Origin of the sequence: Sulfurospirillum oryzae, from assembly GCF_025770725.1 — a bacterium.
GTDB classification, from domain to species: Bacteria; Campylobacterota; Campylobacteria; order Campylobacterales; family Sulfurospirillaceae; genus Sulfurospirillum; species Sulfurospirillum oryzae.
This window is the reverse complement of sequence record NZ_JANZKZ010000004.1, coordinates 62,873-81,567: the sequence shown is the minus strand read 5'-3', so window position 1 is coordinate 81,567 and position 18,695 is coordinate 62,873. Positions and strand designations below refer to the sequence as shown.

The following is an 18,695-nucleotide window of genomic DNA, read 5'->3' as shown; positions in this document are numbered from 1 at the left end:
TTTTCTTTTTTCCGTATTGTAACTAAATTTTGAGCCGATACACTTTAGCATAAGCCTCTAAACTAATCGGTTCAAAAAATCGTGCATCATAATTTTCTAACACAAAAAGTTGAACATAGGTCGAATTAAACATTGCTTCATCGAGAATGAGAAAGGTATTATAGGCTTGCATATAGATGATTGAAAAAAGTCCATCGGGATGAACAATATTTTGCTCTTTCACAAATTTAAACTCAGGGGTATAGGCAGTTTGTATAAAGTTTTTCACAGGGACTTCTTGATTGCCAATTTTGAGCATCCCTTTTGTTTTATCCAAAACAACACCACTGCTGAAATCGAGCTTTGAACCACTGTCTTTAAATTGATTCGTTTGAAAGAAAAATGGCTGGCGAACAGTCTTGCCAGTCATGACATCCATATTGCTAAATTGTGCAACTGTCGGGAAAATACTCAGCATTCGATAAGGAAGATAAAAATAAATATCACGCGTTTTATCAGGTAAAGATAGAGGTGTTTGAAGCGCTTCTAAAAAATCATTGGCATCTTTAAAACCGTAATCTAAAGTCATTTGAGCTGTGTTATTGATAATCTTTTTCTGTTCACTTTTAGGCTTTGTCTCATTTTGTTCTGCTTCTACAAATGCTTTTTCCGTATACTCAACCTCAAGCCTTGCTAACCGCGCCGCACTCTCTTGTGAATTGGTTAACATAAAACTCACAGGGAAATTGACATCTCCACTATGTTTGCCACCATCAATCAACGTTTTGGCATCGCTGTAATAGCGAATCGGATAACCATAATCCCACCATGAGACAATATAATCTTCACGATCTATGCCACTTTTAAGTCTATCTAACTGCTCAACTTCAGCTTTATTAAAAACAGTTGGAACACGATACTCGATTACATGTAAAAGATTTGGGTATAAAACACCCAAGCTTGCAAGAATGACAAAACTTGACTTAACAATACCTCCTAGCTTCTCATTCACAAAAAGCTGTGAAATATAGGCACTCCATGTAAAAAGTAGATACGCAATGCCTAAAGCACACACAGGTACGGCGTAAATAGTAAAACGAAGTCCTCCCCACAACGCTAGAAAGCCAAGCCCTAAAAGAGGTACCCCTAGTAGCATCGCTGGATATTTTTTGACCATTAAAACATATCCAGCAAGTGAGAATATAAAAGTGACAACATGCCCACTAATCCGTTCTGCAAATGTTACAAAATCAATTTGTCCTGCCTCGCGTACTGTTTGCATTACAGCGAAAAAATGTAAGGATAAAGCATCATTGACATCAATGGCATCTCTAAAAACATAGCTTTTAAGCTGTTCCCATATTGGATTTAACCCACCTGAGATAAAAAACAATCCTACAGCAATCCCAAAGATATACCAAAGATATTTATCCCACTTTTTTTGCTTAAATGCTGCATAAACCAAAACAACACCTATAAAACGAATACTATTGGGTAACCCCATCATTGCAAAGAGCATAATGGACAAGAGTTTAAAATTAAAAATGCTCTTGCGATCAGAAATAAGCACATATACCAAGATCAACCCAAAGTAAGAAAACTCCAACGAATAACTTTGAGGGTACCACCAGCGATAAGCAATAATCTCTAAAGCAGTGATTAAAAGATATTTCTCTTCTTTCGTCCGCAATGCTAAAATTAATGACCAAAGTAGCAGTGTTGGAAAAACAATGATCAGCATATCCGTATCATAATAGCCTACCATTGTACGATTGTAATAGCTCACCGCAATAGACGCAAGAAGTGCAGCTAAAAAACCCACTTCCAGCATTCGCAAATTAAAGGCAATAAGGATGATTGGAACAACAATCAAGGAACCTAAAATTGCAGGCATATACAAGATAATGGTTTCAAAGGGTATTGGAAGTATCTTAGCAACTACATAGGTAAACCATGATGTTGATTGGGTGATTGGCGAAAGATCATGCTGTTTGGTAATACCACTTAATAAATCTCTAGCACCCTCAGCCCAATAATATCCATCATTGGTATTGATCATAAACTGACCTGCAAATTTAAAACTTTCAAAATCACTAAATTGATAAACCCAAATTAGTCTGACTACAAAGCTAAAAAGAAATGCAACAATGATATAGATAACAGTCGTTTGAAAAATACTTGATTTATTCACGGGATACCTTATGCTTTATTATGGTTGAACTCAGGAACAATCTCTTGTAATTTAGCTATTTTTTCTTTACATGTAAAGAGTTCTTCTATATCTTTTTCCAATTTTACGACGTCATACCGTGTCTGGTGTGCCACCACAATAGAATCATACGCTGTTTTTTTATCACTCTCATTAATCAGCAATTCTTCATATAATTTTTCGCCAGGCCTAAGCCCTGTAAATTCAATCGCGACATCTTTCTTTTTGGATAAATCTATCATTTTTTGAGCAAGATCAACGATTTTAACAGGCTCGCCCATATCCAAAATAAAAAGTTCACCATTGCTACCAATAGCACCTGCTTGCAATACCAATTCGCAAGCTTCAGGAATTAACATGAAGTAGCGTGTCATTTCAGGATGCGTCACCGTAATAGGTCCACCTTTCTCAATTTGCTCCTTAAACTTTGGTATGACTGAACCACTACTTCCTAGAACATTACCAAAACGGACTGCAACGATTCTCGTCTCTTTTGCATCTACATTTTGGGCATAAAGCTCACAAACACGCTTCGTTGCGCCCATCACATTGGTCGGGCGTACTGCTTTGTCGGTTGAAATTAAGATAAACTTTTCCACCTCATGCTTAATGGAAAGATCGATACAAATTTTTGTCCCTAAAACATTATTTAAAATACCCTCTTCAACATTAGCTTCTACAAGCGGCACATGTTTATAAGCTGCCGCATGAACAACAATTTCTGGCTTATGCGTTTCTAAAATTTTATCCATCAGCTGTTCATTCAAAACACTTTGCATGATAGGCGTAAGCTTGTCACTTTTTAACTCTTCCATCAATTGATACAGGTTAAATTCACTATGATCAATCAAGATAAGTTTTTTAGCACCATATTTAAGGCATTGACGTACAATCTCGCTGCCAATGCTACCTCCAGCTCCTGTTATCATAATAGTTTTATCTGCAATAAACTGTGAAATTTTGACTTTATCAAGATCTTTCGGGTGACGTGCCAATAGATCTTCAACCGTAATCTCTTTAAGTTGATTCGACAAAAAGGTATCAGATAAAATGGCATCCAAAGAAGGAAGAATTTTAATCTCATAAAAATAGGGTTTTAATTCTTCATATATTGCATTGATACAAGTAGGCGATGCCGAAGGAATGGCTATTAAAAGTAGATCATATTTATTGGTACCAAGCTTTTCTTTTAACTCATCTTTTGAAATAATACGAACACTGTCAATGCTTCGCTTTTGAAGCCTTTTGTCATCATCAACAAAATAACGGATTTTATAGACACTATCACGATACTCTTCCTCTAATTTCAATCCTGCTTTCCCAGCACCATAAATAACTAAAACTTTATCCTTTTGCATTCGGCTTCGATTGACAAGCAAATAGTATAAATACATAGAAAAATTTATGGCAAATAAATACAAAAAAAGCTCAGAAAGCATAAATGAAAGACGCAAATGACCATAATACAAAGGGGCATAAACACAAAATGCCACAATATAGACAAAACTTTTCAGTAAAAAAGTCTTTTGAGTCACTTTTGACCACGAAAGAGAATAATCTTTAAAAAGCAATGTTGAAGCAATAATACGAACAGCAGTAACAATACCTATAAATTTATAAGCCATTTCTTCATGAAAAATCCAAAATGTCCATGCAAACGTTACAAATGAAAGAGCAATAATCACAAAAAGATTTAAAATTCTTTTATCAAATACTCTCATTTCATATATCCAAATTATTTTTAATAATATTACAAATATTTTTTACATTTTCTTCTATCATAAACGTTCCACTCGCCAAACACAATCCAGACTGAAATAGTCTCGCACTTGTACCATCAACTAAGCATTTTACATCTTTGAAAAGTGGTTGCATATGCATTGGCTTCCATAAAGGGCGAGATTCCACATTGATAGATGCTAAAGCTTCCATGATTTTATTAAAATTTGTTTTTTCAAACGTGACTGTGGTAAGCCATCTATTCCCTCTACTTCCTTCTAATTCAGGCATCAACTGAATCTCATCAACATTACCAAGATATTTTTTATACCAATTAAAGATTGTTCTTTTTTGATTAACCCTCTGTTCTATTACTTCCATCTGTGCCACACCGATTGCTGCCAACACATTACTCATACGATAATTATATCCATATTCCAAGTGCTCGTAATGAATGAAAGGTTCTTTTGCTTGCGTACTATAAAATTTTGCTTTTTCAATCCACTCTTTTTTATGGCTTACTAGCATTCCTCCACCACTGGTTGTAATAATTTTGTTGCCATTAAAACTATAAATCCCAAAATCTCCAAATGAACCAGTATGTTTGTTGTCATAAGTTGCACCTAAAGACTCTGCCGCATCTTCAATCAAATAAATTTCGTATTGTTGACAAATTTCTGATATTTTTTTAATATCTGCACACTGCCCATAAAGATGTGTCAGAATTAAAGCTTTGGGTTTTTTCACAGCTGTTGATAAATACTCTTCTAACAATCTAGGAGATAAATTCCAACTTTCTTGATCACTATCTATAAAAACAGGGGTTGCTCGTTCATAAAGGATGGCATTAATCGAACCAATAAAGGTAAAAGTCGATGCTAAGACATCATCCCCATCTTTTATTCCTAAGATTCTTAGCGCAAGATGCAACGCAGCGGTACCACTAGATAATGCAAGAGCATATGGTGCACCCGTATAATGTTTGATACTTTCTTCAAATTTATTTACATATTCGCCAAGTGGAGCTATGTAATTACTTTCAAAAACTTTTTCAATATATTTTAATTCGTTGCCACACATATGTGGAGGTGAGAGAAAAATTTTATTATTCATTGATTTCCTTGATAGCGATGCATGGATTACCATAAGCTAGATAATTCTTTGCAATATTTTTTACAACTACAGATCCAGCGCCAATTATACAATTTTCGCCTATGATTAGACCTTGAATAACCGATGTACCAATCCCAATATGAGTATTTGAATTTACAATAACATTCCCAGCAAGAGCTACATTTGGTGATATATGTACAAAATCTTCTATAATATTTTCATGATCAATCACACATGCTGTATTTAAAATAACTCCTTTCCCAATTGAGGAGCAAGCATTAACGACAACATTTGGCATCACAACAGTCCCTGCATCAATCTTAGTGCTAGTTGAGATTATCGCACTTGGGTGAACAAGTGTTATAACATCAAAACCATACTGTATAGCTTTTTTATAAATAGATTTTCTTATTTTATTTGAACCAATTCCTAGAGCTAAAGGTATATCATTTTTATTTTTTATTTCTTCGAATGTTTGGTATGCATTATCACCATCATCTATAAATATAATATTGGTATAACCATTTGCTTTTGCAATATCTGCGACAACAAGGCCATGTCCACTTGCACCATAAATATAAATACTTTTCACTTATTTAGAACCTTTAAATTTTTCCATTGTTACAGATGAACCAGAGGAAACACCGCTTCTTTTTAAAACTTTCAAAAATGTCATCCAGAGTATTTTCATATCAAGTAAAAATGATTGGTTATCAACATACCACACATCATAATTAAATTTTTCTTCCCAAGAAATAGCATTTCGACCATTCACTTGTGCCCACCCAGTAATACCAGGCATAACATCATGCCTTCTTTTTTGTTCATCATTATAAAATGGTAGATACTCAACAAGAAGAGGCCTAGGCCCTACAAAACTCATATCGCCTTTTAAAACATTAAAAAGCTGAGGTAGTTCATCCAAACTTGTGCTTCTTATCAATTTACCTATACCTTTTAATCTTTTTTCATCAGGTAATAGTTCTCCATCGTTATTTTTTTCATTAGTCATGGTACAAAATTTATAAATACAAAATATTTTTCCTTTGTAACCTGGACGGAGTTGTCGAAAAATAATAGGTCTTCCTATAGCCATAAAAATAAGTAAACTCACAAGAATATAGATTGGGCACAAAAATAATATCAAAATAAATGCCAATAAAACATCAAATATTCTTTTCAACATTATAATCCATCAATATATTTTTTTAATTCATTTGATAATTGAATATCTTGAAAGCACTTATCAACCCTCTGTTGTGCATTTACACCAAATTCTTTAATTTTATGTCTATTCTGAATCAAATATTCACATTTTAATCGAATATCTTCAACATTACCTTTTTTGTGCAGTAGACCTGTTACATTGTCCTGAATAGCATCACTCAATCCATAAATATCAGAGCCAATACAAGGAATTTCCATAGAAGCAGCTTCAATCACAATAGTCCCAAAACCTTCCCTATAACTAGGCAATATTAAGATATCTGCAACATTCAAAATAATTTCAGGATTTAATACATGATCAATCCTAAAAACACTATTATTCTGAACTAAATCTGCGATGCATTTTTCAAGATTTTCCTCATCTTGACCAACAATAAATAACTTAATATTCTTATGTTCAAGAATTAATTTTCTGAAAGCATTATAGAGATCCAAAACACCTTTGTCTAAATTTAGCCTACCCATAAATATAAAAACAATATCATCCTCTAAAATATGATACTTTTGTCTTAATTCTTTTCTTATGTCATTGTTTTGTATAAACTTTTTGGTATCCACGCCTGAAATTGAACCATACAATAGAACAGATGATTTATTAGATGAAACTACCTTTTCTTTCATTAAAAAAATTCTTTGCGATATACTATCTATAAGCACATGCGTACTTAATAAAAATATCCCTCGATCAATATTTTTCAAAATGAGCCGAAATACTCCTATTTTTGTTACCCACACTTGCCCTGTAAAGAAATGTACTCTATGTTTTACGCTCACAAAAAAAGACGCAATCATAGCCAACAGACCTGCTTTAGGTGTAACAGATAGAACTAAATCAAATTTTTCTATCTTAAAAAAATTATATAGTTTTTTTATACTTGTAATATCCTTTATAAAACTAATTTTTCTTTCAATTGGGATATAGTAGGATTTACAATTTACACCATAAAGATTTGCAATATCTACATTACTATTCATTACAATATAAATCTCATATGAACGAGATAATAGTTCTATATGTTTTAGCAAAAAAGATTTTACTGTCATGTCACTACTAACTACGATACAAATTTTTTTAATCATTCATTTTCTCATTTTGATAAAATAGACTCAAATACTTGGGAAAGCTTACTAACTTGAAGATTACGTTCAAATGCCATTCTATTGTTTTGGTAGGCATTATTTATTTTTTCTACACATTGGTCATTTTTAATATTTTTTATAAAATTTACAATTTGTGATATATCATTTGAAGCCAATCCAAATCCATTATCTTTAATGACAGAGGTGGCAACATCATCCATCGCACCAATAGCTAAAATTGGTTTTGCACTACCAATATACTCAAACAATTTCCCCGTGAATACACCTTTTTCTTTTGGGTCATTCCATGTCAAGAGTAATAAAATATCAGAATTTTTCTGTAATTTCAAGACTTCTGATCTTTCTATAGGGCTATGTACTTCGACGACATTAGCAAGTCCATAGCGTAAAGCAACATCGTTAACCCAGTCTAAAGCATTGCCATAAAATTTACACTCTACATTGTCTTTTAAATATTGATCACTTGCAATTGCTTGAAATAGAATAGTTGGATCTTGCTTTCCAGCATATAACATCCCCGTATAAAGTATAACTATTTTATGATTTTGAGTGCATTGTTCTTTTTCGATAATAAAATCTTCCTCATCAAATGCATTTCGTATTTCATAGCAAGGGATTTTATACTTGGTATACAATCGTTCAACTAAAGGTTGTGAAACACTAATAATAGCAGATGCTTTTTGAAGCGTCCTCCCTTCTAACCATTTTCCAAAAAAATACTGTTTCGAATAATGATTATCTGCCCAAAGATCACGAAGTTCTGCAACAAAGGGAATAGAATACTTTTTACTCAATGAAGCAGCTACCATCAATGATGTAAATGGCATACCAGAAGCATAAATAATATCAGGTTTCCATGTTTTACAAATAGATTCAGATTCTTGGATAGCAGGTTTATACCATCCTATATATTTGTCAGGAGTATAAGCAAAAAAAGTATATATGCGAAAAAAAAGCTTTAAAAGAAAACTTTTAATAGTTTGTTTATCTCCTTTGTGCAAAGTATCCCTAAGAACCGATTTATTGCCTTTTCCAAGAAGCTGTAATACAAAATTATCCATATCAAACCAATCAGTTTGGTACAAAGCATCTCTTGGAACTTGTATCGCTAATTCTTCTTTTATATCATTATTTTTGGCAGATACTATTTTAATATCGTAACCCATTTTAAATAATATTTTAGCTGTTTTACCAGTTCTAAGAGAAGCAACTGTTTTATACGGTGGAAAGAAAAATGTAATAAATAAGATTTTCACTTTATCCACTCTTTCATTATGTTATAAATTCTTTTAAAAGGCAAAGTTTTTAATAATAAATAATTTATTGCTGTGCCAAATAATACAAGATACCCTATTTTTAAAAGTATATTAAGCATAGTAATTTTATCAAATATAATTTGCATTGAATATCCCCCAACACATGTAAGAAAAAAACAAAACATTATACGGTTCCAATCAAAAGGTATCATATAATATTTTTGACTAAACTTCATATGTATAATAAATATTATGATAGAGCCTATCATCCCACCAATTGTCGCACCATACAAATCTAGAAAATAAATAAATATATAGTTGAGTATAACATTAATAAATGCACTCAGGATAGATATAAAAGCTATTAATTTTGTCTTTTTAAATAAGCTGAGTCCAGGAGTAAATACATACATATTACTAAAAAATAAAGATATTATTAAAGGTGTGATAAGAACCATAGCTGAATAATACTTCTCAGTAGTAAATAAAAAAATTATCTCTTTTGAAAAAAGTAAGCTACATGAAATAAGCAATAATGCACATAGAGAAAAAATATTAAATATTTTAGATATATTAAATGGAGTAGAATCTTCATTATAATGTTTGTATATAAGCGGTGTCAAAGAACTATTAACACCAACTAAAAGGATACCTACAATTGATGCGAATCTGTATGCTACACCATAGATGCCGAGCTTTTCAAGTCCAAGTATTTCTCTGATAAGTATTCTATCAACATATAAAGCTACAAATACTGCGATACTTGAGAAGATCAAAGGAAATGAAAAAGATAACATTTTATGCAGGTGCTTTAAACTGAAAATTAAATAATAATTCTCACGTGCATTATACCAAGACCATAACATACTAAGTAAGTTACCAAGTATTTGTCCTAAAAAAACTGCTTGCAATCCCATGTTATATATAGCCAATAAATATATTGTAATACCAGCTGTTGAAAAAAGTTGTATTATTCCTGAGATGACAAAATCTGTTGCTTGCATTTGCCACTTTAGTTGATTTTGTAAAAAGTAAAAAAGTCCTGATGTCACAATTGCAATATTTGCAAAGTAAAAAATATTTTTATATGAAATATTATCCAAAAAAAGAATCACTAAATAATCCGCAAATATAAATGAAAATAACAGATAACTCATGTAAGCTAAAAAGCTAAATATTAAAGCAGTAGAAACGTAACTTATTTTCTCTTTTATATCAAGAATTTCATGATAAAATCTAGCTACTGCCTGAGATATTTCCAAAGCTACAGTTAGACTCACAAAACTTCCTAGAACTGCAAAAATTTCTATAATTCCATATTCTGCCGGAGAAAAAAATCTTGTATATAGAGGAACTAATAAAATTGTCACACCTCTACTTAGAGCTCCAATCATATATATAAAACTTGAATTTAAAAATATTTTTATCATATAGCTATTTGATTAACTTTCATATAATTTTTAAAAATACCATGTGCTATTTTCACTTAATTCTAAATTCAATACAACATAAGCCTTACGAAGAATATCTAAAATCTATTCAAAATAATTATGCTATATCTATTTTTTAGAGCTTTTGAATGTCAAAAAACATTCAGTAATTCTGTATACTAAAATTCAACTATTCATTTTTAAAATAGCTCTTAAATCAAAATATTGTCTTGGAAAAAATTTAATCACTTAAAAAATCCAAAATTTTTCTTTGAATTGCATCATTATGTTGTAAAAAAAATCCTTCAATACCATAATTATCAATTATTTCTTTATAAATTATTTTCAATTGGTCTTTTGAAATACCATAACCAAAAATATACTCATTTTTCTCTGTTTGATAAATCCATTCTTGAGGAAAATCTTTATTGATAAGCATTATAAATTTTTTTGCTATTGCAAGAGAAGACCAATTTTGATTGATATATTGATATGTAGCTTCTCCTAATTGCTTCCTGATCTCTATATTTTGTATTAAATACAATATATCTGATTCAAGTTGTTCGGGTTCATTATAAATCGACGGTAGCAAATAATTTTTACTAGGGATATCTTTGCTTAGAAAAGATGAGTAGTAACCTGTAACGATTGATACTTTTTGAAAAGCAGCAGCTTCTGTCGATAATCCGCCTAATGGCACATCACTATACACCTCATCAAGAATAAAATCACACTTTTGAAGAGCTTCAATAACACGATTATTAGGGCAATTAACTAATTCAATGTAATCAATATCATATTGCTTTTGCAATTTTTGAATAATTTCACGAAATGTATTACTACCCTTGGTAATAGGTCGTGAAGGGGCATGAACAATAATGATTTTATTAGAATCATTATATGTCTCTGTAAGTTTAACTATATCAGTCGGCATACCGATACACATCCAGTTGATAAAATTTTTTTCATGGAATTGTCCAGATGCTGGATTGTTAATGATTATATCAGCATATTTTTCAACTTTTATAATTTTTGCTTTAAGTCTTTTAGCTTCTTGAACTAACGTTTGCAATGAGGATTTTTTAATATTTAAATCAATACCACTCATATAAGGAGGCCGAGAGTCAGAGCCAAAATAAACAAAAATGATCTTTTTATTAAATAACTTAAGAATTGGCAAATCCACAAAACGAAAAAACGTTTTATTTGTCCCAAAAATGAATACATTGAATCTAAATAAAGAAAAAATAAAAAAAGGAAGTAGCAACAATTTATAAATCAGAACAAAAAAAAATTTATAAAATAATTGACCTTTTGTGCGTTGTATAAAACATTTTTTTAAAATTTTTACATATATGCTATATTGTTTTTGGTATTGAAAAACATCATTGCTCACATCCAATACAAAAGAATCTAACCCTAATTCATTAAACCCCACTTGTAACTTTGTAAAATAACCTGCTGGGTTCGAAAGTCCCATAAAAATTTTCAACTTTTTCATTTTCATAGTTTTACTATATCTTCAGCAATAGGAAAATTAATCAAAACACCCATTCCTTTTTTTTGATAAACGACCATACTACCAACAGCACAGGCAGAAACATTGGTTTTGTGAACAATCTCTTTGATATGCTCAATGTTACCACAGCCTCCATTGGCAATAACGGGGACTTGTACAGATTCAGAGATACTTTTGATTAAATCAATATCATATCCTTCCCAACTACCTTCTCTATCAATTGACGTGATCAGTAGTTCTCCAATACCAGCGTTTTCTAGCTGTTTAACCCATTCAAGAATAGATATATTTTGTTTTTTTCTCCCATGGCATGAGTACATCTTTAGATGACCAAAAAAAGTTTTTTTAACATCTATTGAACCTACAACACTTTGAACACCAAAATATCGTGCTATTTCTTCGATAAGCTTTGGATTATTAAAAGCATTTGAATTAATTACAACTTTTTCAAAACCAATCTCAAAAATCCTTTTAGCATCCTCAAGGCTCTTTATATTCCCGCCATAGCTAAGAGGCATAAAACACTCATTTGCAATATCTTTAAGAATTTTAAAATTAATACTTCTATTTTCCTTGGAAGCAAATATATCTAAAAACATCAATTCATCAACTTCTAATTCGTTAAATATTCTCACTGTATTTACAGGGTCGCCTATGTAATTGTACTCCTTAAACTTTACTGTTTTTATAAGGCTTTCATTTTTCAAAAGTAGACATGGTATCACTCTAGTTCGCAACATTTTATATCCTTGCAAAATTTTCAAAAAGTTTCATACCAAACTTATGACTTTTCTCAGGATGGAACTGTGCACCATAAATATTCTCTTTTTGTATAGCGCTATCAAATTCTACGCCATAATGTGTTTTTAATATCGAGTGATTTTCATCTTCAACTTTTACAAAATATGAATGTACAAAATAAAATCTAGGTTCATCGAAATTTTCAAAACCATTTGTCAATAAGCTTGGATTTGATTTTTTGACCACATTCCAACCCATATGAGGAATTCGATATTTTATGTCGATTCTATCTTTAAAGTTCATAGCCTTTGCAGCTATCCAACCCAGTCCATCAAGCCTTCCTTCTTCACTTTCCTCTGTCAAAAGTTGCATACCTAAACAAATTCCAAGAATAGGTACTTTTTCCTTTAATGCCTTGTCATTCAATACTTCTCGTAAACTACCCTCATTGATTTTTTTCATAGCAGTATCAAAAGAACCAACACCTGGTAAAAGTATTTTTGAAGCGTTCTTAATTCTATCAACGTCACTTTCTATCGTAGATTGAATTCCAATATATTTAAACATGTTTTTTATAGATCCAAGATTCCCCATACCATAATCTACAATTGTAATCATTTTTTATCACCCTTTGGCATTGGAAAACAGTATTTCAAATAAAAGCTCATAGGAACTAAGTTGGCATTTGCTAAAACTTTAAAAAGAGGTCTAAGGAATTCAAATATCCTTTTATAGGTAGGATATTCATTCCAAGACTTAGGTTTTCTAGCCATAATCTCGTTATAGCATTCATCTGTTAATTCTAATCTTTTTTTAAAATACTCTACGAGGTCTTTTTCAATATGTGGTGGCTTGATGTATTCATTCCATGCTTCAATTCTGCTTATTTGACCATTTCTGACAAGTGCAGATAAAGTATTATTTCGCATATCTGTATTAAACTTTTGGGGTAGATAAATACTATGAAAAAAAGCTGTCATTCTATTTTCTAAATGATGTCCTCCATAGTATTTCCATTTATATTTTTTTTCTAAAAATATCCGTGCATCTTCTTTATTATAATTTATATACCAAAACGGTCTAATTTTTTGAATTTTTGCAAAAACTACCCAAAATAAAAATCGGCTCAACGTCATAAGAGGATAAGATTTCATTGGTAATTTACCAAATATTTTGTGAATAGATTTTATATATTTCCCATCAAAATAATTTCGTCCAACTGGAGTAATCCCTTCAGTAATAAATGAATGACCTTCTAATACATATTTGACTTTGTACTTCCATGCTGCCCTATACATAACCTCAGCAAGAGCCAAATCAGTAGAAGCTTCTATTTCAGATACATCAGCAAAAAAAAATGATCTAAATATATCATCCGCTTCTTTATTGTCAATAACATGTGTATATAAATCTATATCAAGTGCCTTGAGCACTTTTCTGATATTCTCTGTTGCAATAGCACTATTCCATGTATTATCATAATGCACAGCTAATGGTCGTAATCCCCATTGTTTCGCTAAATATAACATATACGATGAATCTGTGCCTCCACTAACACCTATAATACAATCATATTTTTTATTTTTTCCATCTCTTTTTATTTGATCAAGAATCTTGAGGAATTTCTCTTCACCTTTGTTTTGTCCAGTACCATATTCATTTTTTAACATCTCAAGTTGATGACAATAATTACATACTCCATTTTCGTCAAATTTTATATACGAAACTCTTTCATCATAAATACATTTAGAGCATACCATTAAATTTGTATTTAAATCTTCATTCATTTTTTAATACTACTTATTATTTTTATGGGCGTCCCAAATGCCTTGGAATAGCTTGGTATATCTTTATTCACAAAACTATTGGCACCAATAATAACATTGTCGCCAATTGTAATTCCTTTTATCACAACCACATTCGGACCAATATAAACATTATTTCCTATTGTGGTATCTAATTTTTTAACTTCATGTCCATACAATACCTTGTCAACAGTATCATGTGTATAGATATGCGTACCCGCAGAGATATTACAATTATCTCCAATTAATAAAGAACCGCCAGAACCATCCAAAATTGTAAATGGACCAATCCAACAATTTTTACCAACTTTTACATTACCTAAAACAAGACTACTATCATAAATGCTTGTAAATTCTCCAAAACCACAATACTGAGCTTTTTCCCATCTATCGCTAATATAATCCCCAATTGGCAAGACTCTTTTGAATTTTTTCTTTATTTCATCTCTTTTTTCAAACAATAGTAAAAAGAAATTTCTAAGCATTTACAAATTCTCTTATTCTAGATGTGATAAAACGAATATTTACATCATCATAGCATGGTAAAGTTATGGCGTTTAATTCTAAATATTCAGCATTAGGCTGAACATTATTATATTTATTTGCATAATAAGTTGTTCCGCTAAGGCAATAGGTACCTATTGTGCTTTCAATCCCATTTTCTTTTAGATAATCTATTAACTGATTTCTATTTATTTCTTTTGGCACTTTAAAAACTAAAGATTGAACATTATAAACTATCCCATCAGTTACTTGCTGAACCTCAAACCCCAATGGTTCAAGCGCTTGTATATATTCATTCCTAATAGTATTACGAGATTTAACAATAATATCAAGCTTTTTGACTTGCTTTATTCCCATAACAGCTTGTAGCTCCGAAAGCCTATAATTATAACCAAAATCTATAAAATCAAATTTTCCATTTTCAACTTTAGCACCATGATTGAGCTTTACTTCAAAAAAATCTACATACTTTTCATCGTTAAACGTTATAGCGCCACCTTCGCCAGTAGTTAAAAGTTTTCTTGGATGAAAGCTAAAGCATGTAATATCAGCAATATCCCCACCGCATTTAATACCAAATTCACTGCTTCCTATTGCACATGCACCATCCTCTATAAGTGGAACACTATGCTTTTTACAAATTTCTTTGATTTTGTGAATACCACTTGGATTACCAAGTGCATCTACAAATATTACCGCTTTTGTTCTTGGTGTAATTTTAGATTCCAATTCTTTAGAAAGCATATTAAAAGTTTCTAAACTCACATCTGCAAAAATAGGTATAGCTCCTAAATCTTCTACAACATTTGCTGTTGCAGGAAACGAAAAATCAGAAACAATCACTTCATCGCCATTTTTTATATTTACTGCTTTCAAAGCCATTGTTAATGCAGTTGTAGCAGAAGTTGCTAAATATACGTGCTTTGCGCCCGTATATTTTTTAATTTCTTCTCTAAATTGCTCAACAAATTTGCCTTTAGTAAACCAACCACTTTCAAATATTTCTCTAAAGTTATCTTGAACCTCGTCATATGAGATATAAGGTTTAATTAATTTAATCATTTTATATTTTCCTTGTACCATTGTAGGGTAGCAACCATTCCATCATCAAATGACGTTAATTGATAATTGATCATTGATTTTATTTTTTCATTACTTGCATTATGACATTCAACATCTGCTCCACGCGCAGGTTTGTTTAAAATTTCACCTTTATATTCCATTAGATTAGCTATCTTATAGATAATATCTTTCATCGAAATTTGCCCATCAGTTGAAATATTGATGCTATCAGCTGTTTTCATTAAAGGATAAAGCTTAATAATTGCATCAACTGTATCAAGCACATAAATAAAATCTCTGCTTTGAAGTCCTGTACCATGTATTTCTGGTGATATCCCTTTCAAAATTCTATATGCAGTTATCGGAATAACCCCCGCAAGGTATCCTTTATGATTTTGCCTTGGTCCATAATTATTAAATGGACGAACAATAAATGCATCAAGGTTGAACATATTGACCCAACTTTTTAAAGCAATATCAGCTGCTGCCTTGCCTGCCGCATATGTTGTTGTTGGATTTAAAGGATGTTGTTCATCCATCGGTTCATAAATAGCAGATCCATAAACTTCTGAAGTAGAAAAATGTACTAGTGTCTTAAAATGTTTTTTTCGTTGATGCTCTAAAAGATTTAATATTCCATTTACATTTGTGTCAAATGCATTTTTTGGGTTTACAAAAGAATAATTTAATGCTTTTGTCGCACAATTAAACACAATATCGATTTCATGTCGCTCAAAGATATAATCAAGTGATGAGGTAATTTCAATATCATCTTTATAAAAAATGACACCTTTAGATAAAGCATTCTTTATATTATCCTCATTGCCCAAAAATAAATTATCTACAACAATAATCTCTTTCGCACCTTCAAGAATAAGTCGGTCTACAAGATGACTACCAATAAATCCTGCACCACCCGTTACCAAAACAACATTATTTTGAATAGAAGGTCTCATCATTTATCCAATGGATCATATTCTATTTTATTTCCCATTTTATCAATGTAAGAATAAAATTTTGCGGGATTTCCTAAAACTAAAGTATATGGCTTAACATCTTTTGTCACAACTGATCCTGCGCCTACCATTGCATATTCGCCAATAGTAATACCACATACAATAGTTGCGTTTGCTCCAATACTCGAACCATGTTTAACCAAAGTTGGAACAACACTCCATTCTAAGTTAAAAGATCTTGGTACTTTATCATTCGTAAATACTGCATTGGGGCCAACAAAAACGTCATCTTCAATAGTAACTCCATGAAATATTGAAACACCATTTTGTATTTTACAGTTATTTCCAATCGAAACATTAAAGTCTATATAAACATCTTTGCTTATATTGCAATTTTTGCCAATAATAGCGCCTTCTCGAACTTGAACATTTTGCCATATTTTTGAGCCAACCCCAATTTCTGAATTTTCTGACACATTTGCTGTTGGGTAAAAATAAATATTTGCAAATTTAGACTGCATATACGTCCTTTTCATCTAAATTATATATTTTATCATCTATTATCTTATATCTACTACCTTCAAATATGTCAATTGCTTCTCCATGCTCATCAAATTTTAAAGTATTTCCAGACTTACTTACCCAACCAATTTGTCTTGCTGGCACACCAACCATAAGAGCATAGGGTTTGACATCTTTATTTACAACAGAGCCACTTCCAATTAAAGCAAATTCTCCAATACTTATACCGCAAATAATTGTTGCATTAGCACCAATTGAACAACCTTTTTTTAATAGCGTTTTTTTAAATTCATTACGGCGTACAATAAATGCTCTAGGGTTAATTACATTAGTAAAAACCATAGATGGACCTAAAAAAACATCATCTTCTATTTCTACACCTTCATAAATAGAAACATTGTTTTGTACTTTGACACCATTGCCAATACTAACATTTGGACCAACTACACAATTTTGTCCAAAAGAGCAATTTTCCCCTATGCTTGAGCCATTTAATATATGCGAAAAATGCCAAATCTTTGTATTCTTCCCAATAGCAATATTTTTATCAAGATAACTTGATTCATGTACAAAATAAGAGATAGTTTCCATTAATGTAACACCTTGTAAGCAAATGGATGGTATTCACCTTTAAGACCTAATGGTTCTAATCTTCGAATAGTTGAAACAATATTGATAGAATTACGTGCTTCTTCTAAACCAAACCCGCCACCTTCTAAAATATGCTTATAGCTCATGGTATGAAGTTCTGTAAAACCTTCACTAAATTCTAATTCTTTACCATCAACTAAAATACTTCGAAATGTTCGTTTACCACTCGCTTTAACTTCTTCAGGGATATAGTCATAATTGACACTCAAAAACCATCTAACATTTGCGTTTTTGAGCTTCATAAAACCAGCATTAGTATCAGCTTGTTTGAGATGTACAATATTTTCTTCAATAGGTCCAAATATCCAAGAGAGCATATCAAAAAAATGCACACCAATATTAGTAGCTATTTCACCACTTTTAGTCGCATCCCCTTTCCAACTTGTAAAATACCATTGACCTCGACTTGTAAGATAGGTTAAGTCAATATCATATATTTTATTTGGGGTAGAGGCTAATTCTTGACTAATCTTTTCTTTCAGCGCAATAATAGAATCATGAAGCCTGAGTTGTAAAATATTATAAACTTTTTTGCCACTTTCTTCTTCAATTATTTTGAGCTGATCAATATTGTGAGGATTAAGGACTAATGGCTTTTCACAAATTGCATGCGCACCATTACGCAAGGCAAAACGGATATGGGAATCATGAAGGTAATTGGGTGTTGCAATTGCTACATATTCAATTTTTTTATCTTTTTCTCTATGCCACTTATCTACAAAACGATCGAACCTCTCAAATTCTGTAAAAAAACTAGCATTTGGAAAATAACTATCAATAATACCTACACTATCATTTTTATCTAAAGCACATACAAGATCATGTCCAGTATCTTTAATTGCTTTCATATGTCTCGGCGCTATGTAACCAGCGGCACCTATTAATGCAAAATTTTTCATTT

At 31.4% G+C, this 18,695-nt stretch carries 18 protein-coding genes; all 18 read right to left on the bottom strand.

The features are described 5' to 3' along the window. Positions 1-22: 22 nt before the first annotated feature. The 18 genes from N0B29_RS10540 to N0B29_RS10455 all read right to left on the bottom strand — a co-directional run bounded on the left by N0B29_RS10540 (position 23) and on the right by N0B29_RS10455 (position 18,693). Complete coding sequence (locus N0B29_RS10540) at positions 23-2,170, bottom strand: STT3 domain-containing protein (protein ID WP_263833687.1); 2,148 nt, start codon at positions 2,168-2,170, stop codon at positions 23-25. Between the two features lie 8 nt (positions 2,171-2,178). Then, positions 2,179-3,909, bottom strand: coding sequence for a UDP-N-acetylglucosamine 4,6-dehydratase (configuration-retaining) (gene pglF / locus N0B29_RS10535; RefSeq protein WP_263833686.1), 1,731 nt, complete (start codon positions 3,907-3,909; stop codon positions 2,179-2,181). Between the two features lies 1 nt (position 3,910). Then, positions 3,911-5,020 (bottom strand): aminotransferase class V-fold PLP-dependent enzyme, encoded by a 1,110-nt coding sequence (locus N0B29_RS10530; RefSeq protein ID WP_263833685.1) that lies wholly within the window; start codon positions 5,018-5,020, stop codon positions 3,911-3,913. Next, entirely contained in the window at positions 5,013-5,612 is a 600-nt protein-coding gene (locus N0B29_RS10525) for an acetyltransferase (RefSeq protein ID WP_263833684.1), read from the bottom strand. Before N0B29_RS10525 ends, N0B29_RS10530 begins: the two co-directional genes overlap by 8 nt. Continuing rightward, entirely contained in the window at positions 5,613-6,206 is a 594-nt protein-coding gene (locus tag N0B29_RS10520; protein WP_263833683.1) for a sugar transferase, read from the bottom strand. Beyond that, positions 6,206-7,327, bottom strand: a complete 1,122-nt coding sequence (locus tag N0B29_RS10515; protein WP_263833682.1) for a glycosyltransferase — start codon at positions 7,325-7,327, stop codon at positions 6,206-6,208. The genes N0B29_RS10520 and N0B29_RS10515 overlap by 1 nt, the downstream gene beginning before the upstream one ends. Before the next feature lie 8 nt (positions 7,328-7,335). Further along, the gene (locus N0B29_RS10510; RefSeq protein WP_263833681.1) at positions 7,336-8,604 is read right to left on the bottom strand and encodes a glycosyltransferase; all 1,269 of its coding nucleotides are present in this window, start codon (positions 8,602-8,604) and stop codon (positions 7,336-7,338) included. Further along, on the bottom strand, positions 8,601-10,034 hold the full coding sequence (locus N0B29_RS10505) for an oligosaccharide flippase family protein (protein ID WP_263833680.1): 1,434 nt from the start codon (positions 10,032-10,034) through the stop codon (positions 8,601-8,603). Before N0B29_RS10505 ends, N0B29_RS10510 begins: the two co-directional genes overlap by 4 nt. Positions 10,035-10,275: 241 nt before the next feature. Then, entirely contained in the window at positions 10,276-11,526 is a 1,251-nt protein-coding gene (locus tag N0B29_RS10500; RefSeq protein ID WP_263833679.1) for a glycosyltransferase, read from the bottom strand. An 11-nt stretch (positions 11,527-11,537) separates the two neighbouring features. Further along, positions 11,538-12,293, bottom strand: coding sequence for an AglZ/HisF2 family acetamidino modification protein (locus N0B29_RS10495; protein ID WP_263833678.1), 756 nt, complete (start codon positions 12,291-12,293; stop codon positions 11,538-11,540). 1 nt (position 12,294) lies between these two features. Further along, complete coding sequence (gene hisH, locus N0B29_RS10490; protein ID WP_263833677.1) at positions 12,295-12,912, bottom strand: imidazole glycerol phosphate synthase subunit HisH; 618 nt, start codon at positions 12,910-12,912, stop codon at positions 12,295-12,297. Then, positions 12,909-14,081, bottom strand: coding sequence for an N-acetyl sugar amidotransferase (locus N0B29_RS10485; protein WP_263833676.1), 1,173 nt, complete (start codon positions 14,079-14,081; stop codon positions 12,909-12,911). Before N0B29_RS10485 ends, hisH begins: the two co-directional genes overlap by 4 nt. Then, positions 14,078-14,584: an acyltransferase gene (locus N0B29_RS10480; RefSeq protein WP_263833675.1), complete on the bottom strand. Its 507-nt coding sequence runs from the start codon at positions 14,582-14,584 to the stop codon at positions 14,078-14,080. Before N0B29_RS10480 ends, N0B29_RS10485 begins: the two co-directional genes overlap by 4 nt. Then, a complete protein-coding gene (locus N0B29_RS10475) occupies positions 14,577-15,665 on the bottom strand; it encodes a DegT/DnrJ/EryC1/StrS family aminotransferase (RefSeq protein ID WP_263833674.1) in 1,089 nt (362 codons plus the stop codon). Before N0B29_RS10475 ends, N0B29_RS10480 begins: the two co-directional genes overlap by 8 nt. Then, positions 15,662-16,621, bottom strand: a complete 960-nt coding sequence (locus tag N0B29_RS10470; protein WP_263833673.1) for an SDR family NAD(P)-dependent oxidoreductase — start codon at positions 16,619-16,621, stop codon at positions 15,662-15,664. Before N0B29_RS10470 ends, N0B29_RS10475 begins: the two co-directional genes overlap by 4 nt. Beyond that, entirely contained in the window at positions 16,621-17,142 is a 522-nt protein-coding gene (locus tag N0B29_RS10465; RefSeq protein WP_263833672.1) for an acyltransferase, read from the bottom strand. The genes N0B29_RS10470 and N0B29_RS10465 overlap by 1 nt, the downstream gene beginning before the upstream one ends. Continuing rightward, positions 17,132-17,734 carry an acyltransferase gene (locus N0B29_RS10460; protein ID WP_318526705.1) on the bottom strand — a complete coding sequence of 201 codons (603 nt, stop codon included), beginning with the start codon at positions 17,732-17,734 and terminating at the stop codon, positions 17,132-17,134. Before N0B29_RS10460 ends, N0B29_RS10465 begins: the two co-directional genes overlap by 11 nt. After that, the gene (locus N0B29_RS10455; protein WP_263833671.1) at positions 17,734-18,693 is read right to left on the bottom strand and encodes a Gfo/Idh/MocA family oxidoreductase; all 960 of its coding nucleotides are present in this window, start codon (positions 18,691-18,693) and stop codon (positions 17,734-17,736) included. Before N0B29_RS10455 ends, N0B29_RS10460 begins: the two co-directional genes overlap by 1 nt. Positions 18,694-18,695: the final 2 nt, after the last annotated feature.

Bases quoted from the DNA above. Each gene is read 5' to 3' on its own strand.
- pglF (WP_263833686.1), bottom strand. From the start codon at position 3,909: ATGAGAGTATTTGATAAAAGAATTTTAAATCTTTTTGTGATTATTGCT.
- N0B29_RS10530 (WP_263833685.1), bottom strand. From the start codon at position 5,020: ATGAATAATAAAATTTTTCTCTCACCTCCACATATGTGTGGCAACGAA.
- N0B29_RS10520 (WP_263833683.1), bottom strand. From the start codon at position 6,206: ATGTTGAAAAGAATATTTGATGTTTTATTGGCATTTATTTTGATATTA.
- N0B29_RS10515 (WP_263833682.1), bottom strand. From the start codon at position 7,327: ATGATTAAAAAAATTTGTATCGTAGTTAGTAGTGACATGACAGTAAAA.
- N0B29_RS10505 (WP_263833680.1), bottom strand. From the start codon at position 10,034: ATGATAAAAATATTTTTAAATTCAAGTTTTATATATATGATTGGAGCT.
- N0B29_RS10495 (WP_263833678.1), bottom strand. From the start codon at position 12,293: ATGTTGCGAACTAGAGTGATACCATGTCTACTTTTGAAAAATGAAAGC.
- hisH (WP_263833677.1), bottom strand. From the start codon at position 12,912: ATGATTACAATTGTAGATTATGGTATGGGGAATCTTGGATCTATAAAA.
- N0B29_RS10485 (WP_263833676.1), bottom strand. From the start codon at position 14,081: ATGAATGAAGATTTAAATACAAATTTAATGGTATGCTCTAAATGTATT.
- N0B29_RS10480 (WP_263833675.1), bottom strand. From the start codon at position 14,584: ATGCTTAGAAATTTCTTTTTACTATTGTTTGAAAAAAGAGATGAAATA.
- N0B29_RS10475 (WP_263833674.1), bottom strand. From the start codon at position 15,665: ATGATTAAATTAATTAAACCTTATATCTCATATGACGAGGTTCAAGAT.
- N0B29_RS10470 (WP_263833673.1), bottom strand. From the start codon at position 16,621: ATGAGACCTTCTATTCAAAATAATGTTGTTTTGGTAACGGGTGGTGCA.
- N0B29_RS10465 (WP_263833672.1), bottom strand. From the start codon at position 17,142: ATGCAGTCTAAATTTGCAAATATTTATTTTTACCCAACAGCAAATGTG.
- N0B29_RS10460 (WP_318526705.1), bottom strand. From the start codon at position 17,734: ATGGAAACTATCTCTTATTTTGTACATGAATCAAGTTATCTTGATAAA.
- N0B29_RS10455 (WP_263833671.1), bottom strand. From the start codon at position 18,693: ATGAAAAATTTTGCATTAATAGGTGCCGCTGGTTACATAGCGCCGAGA.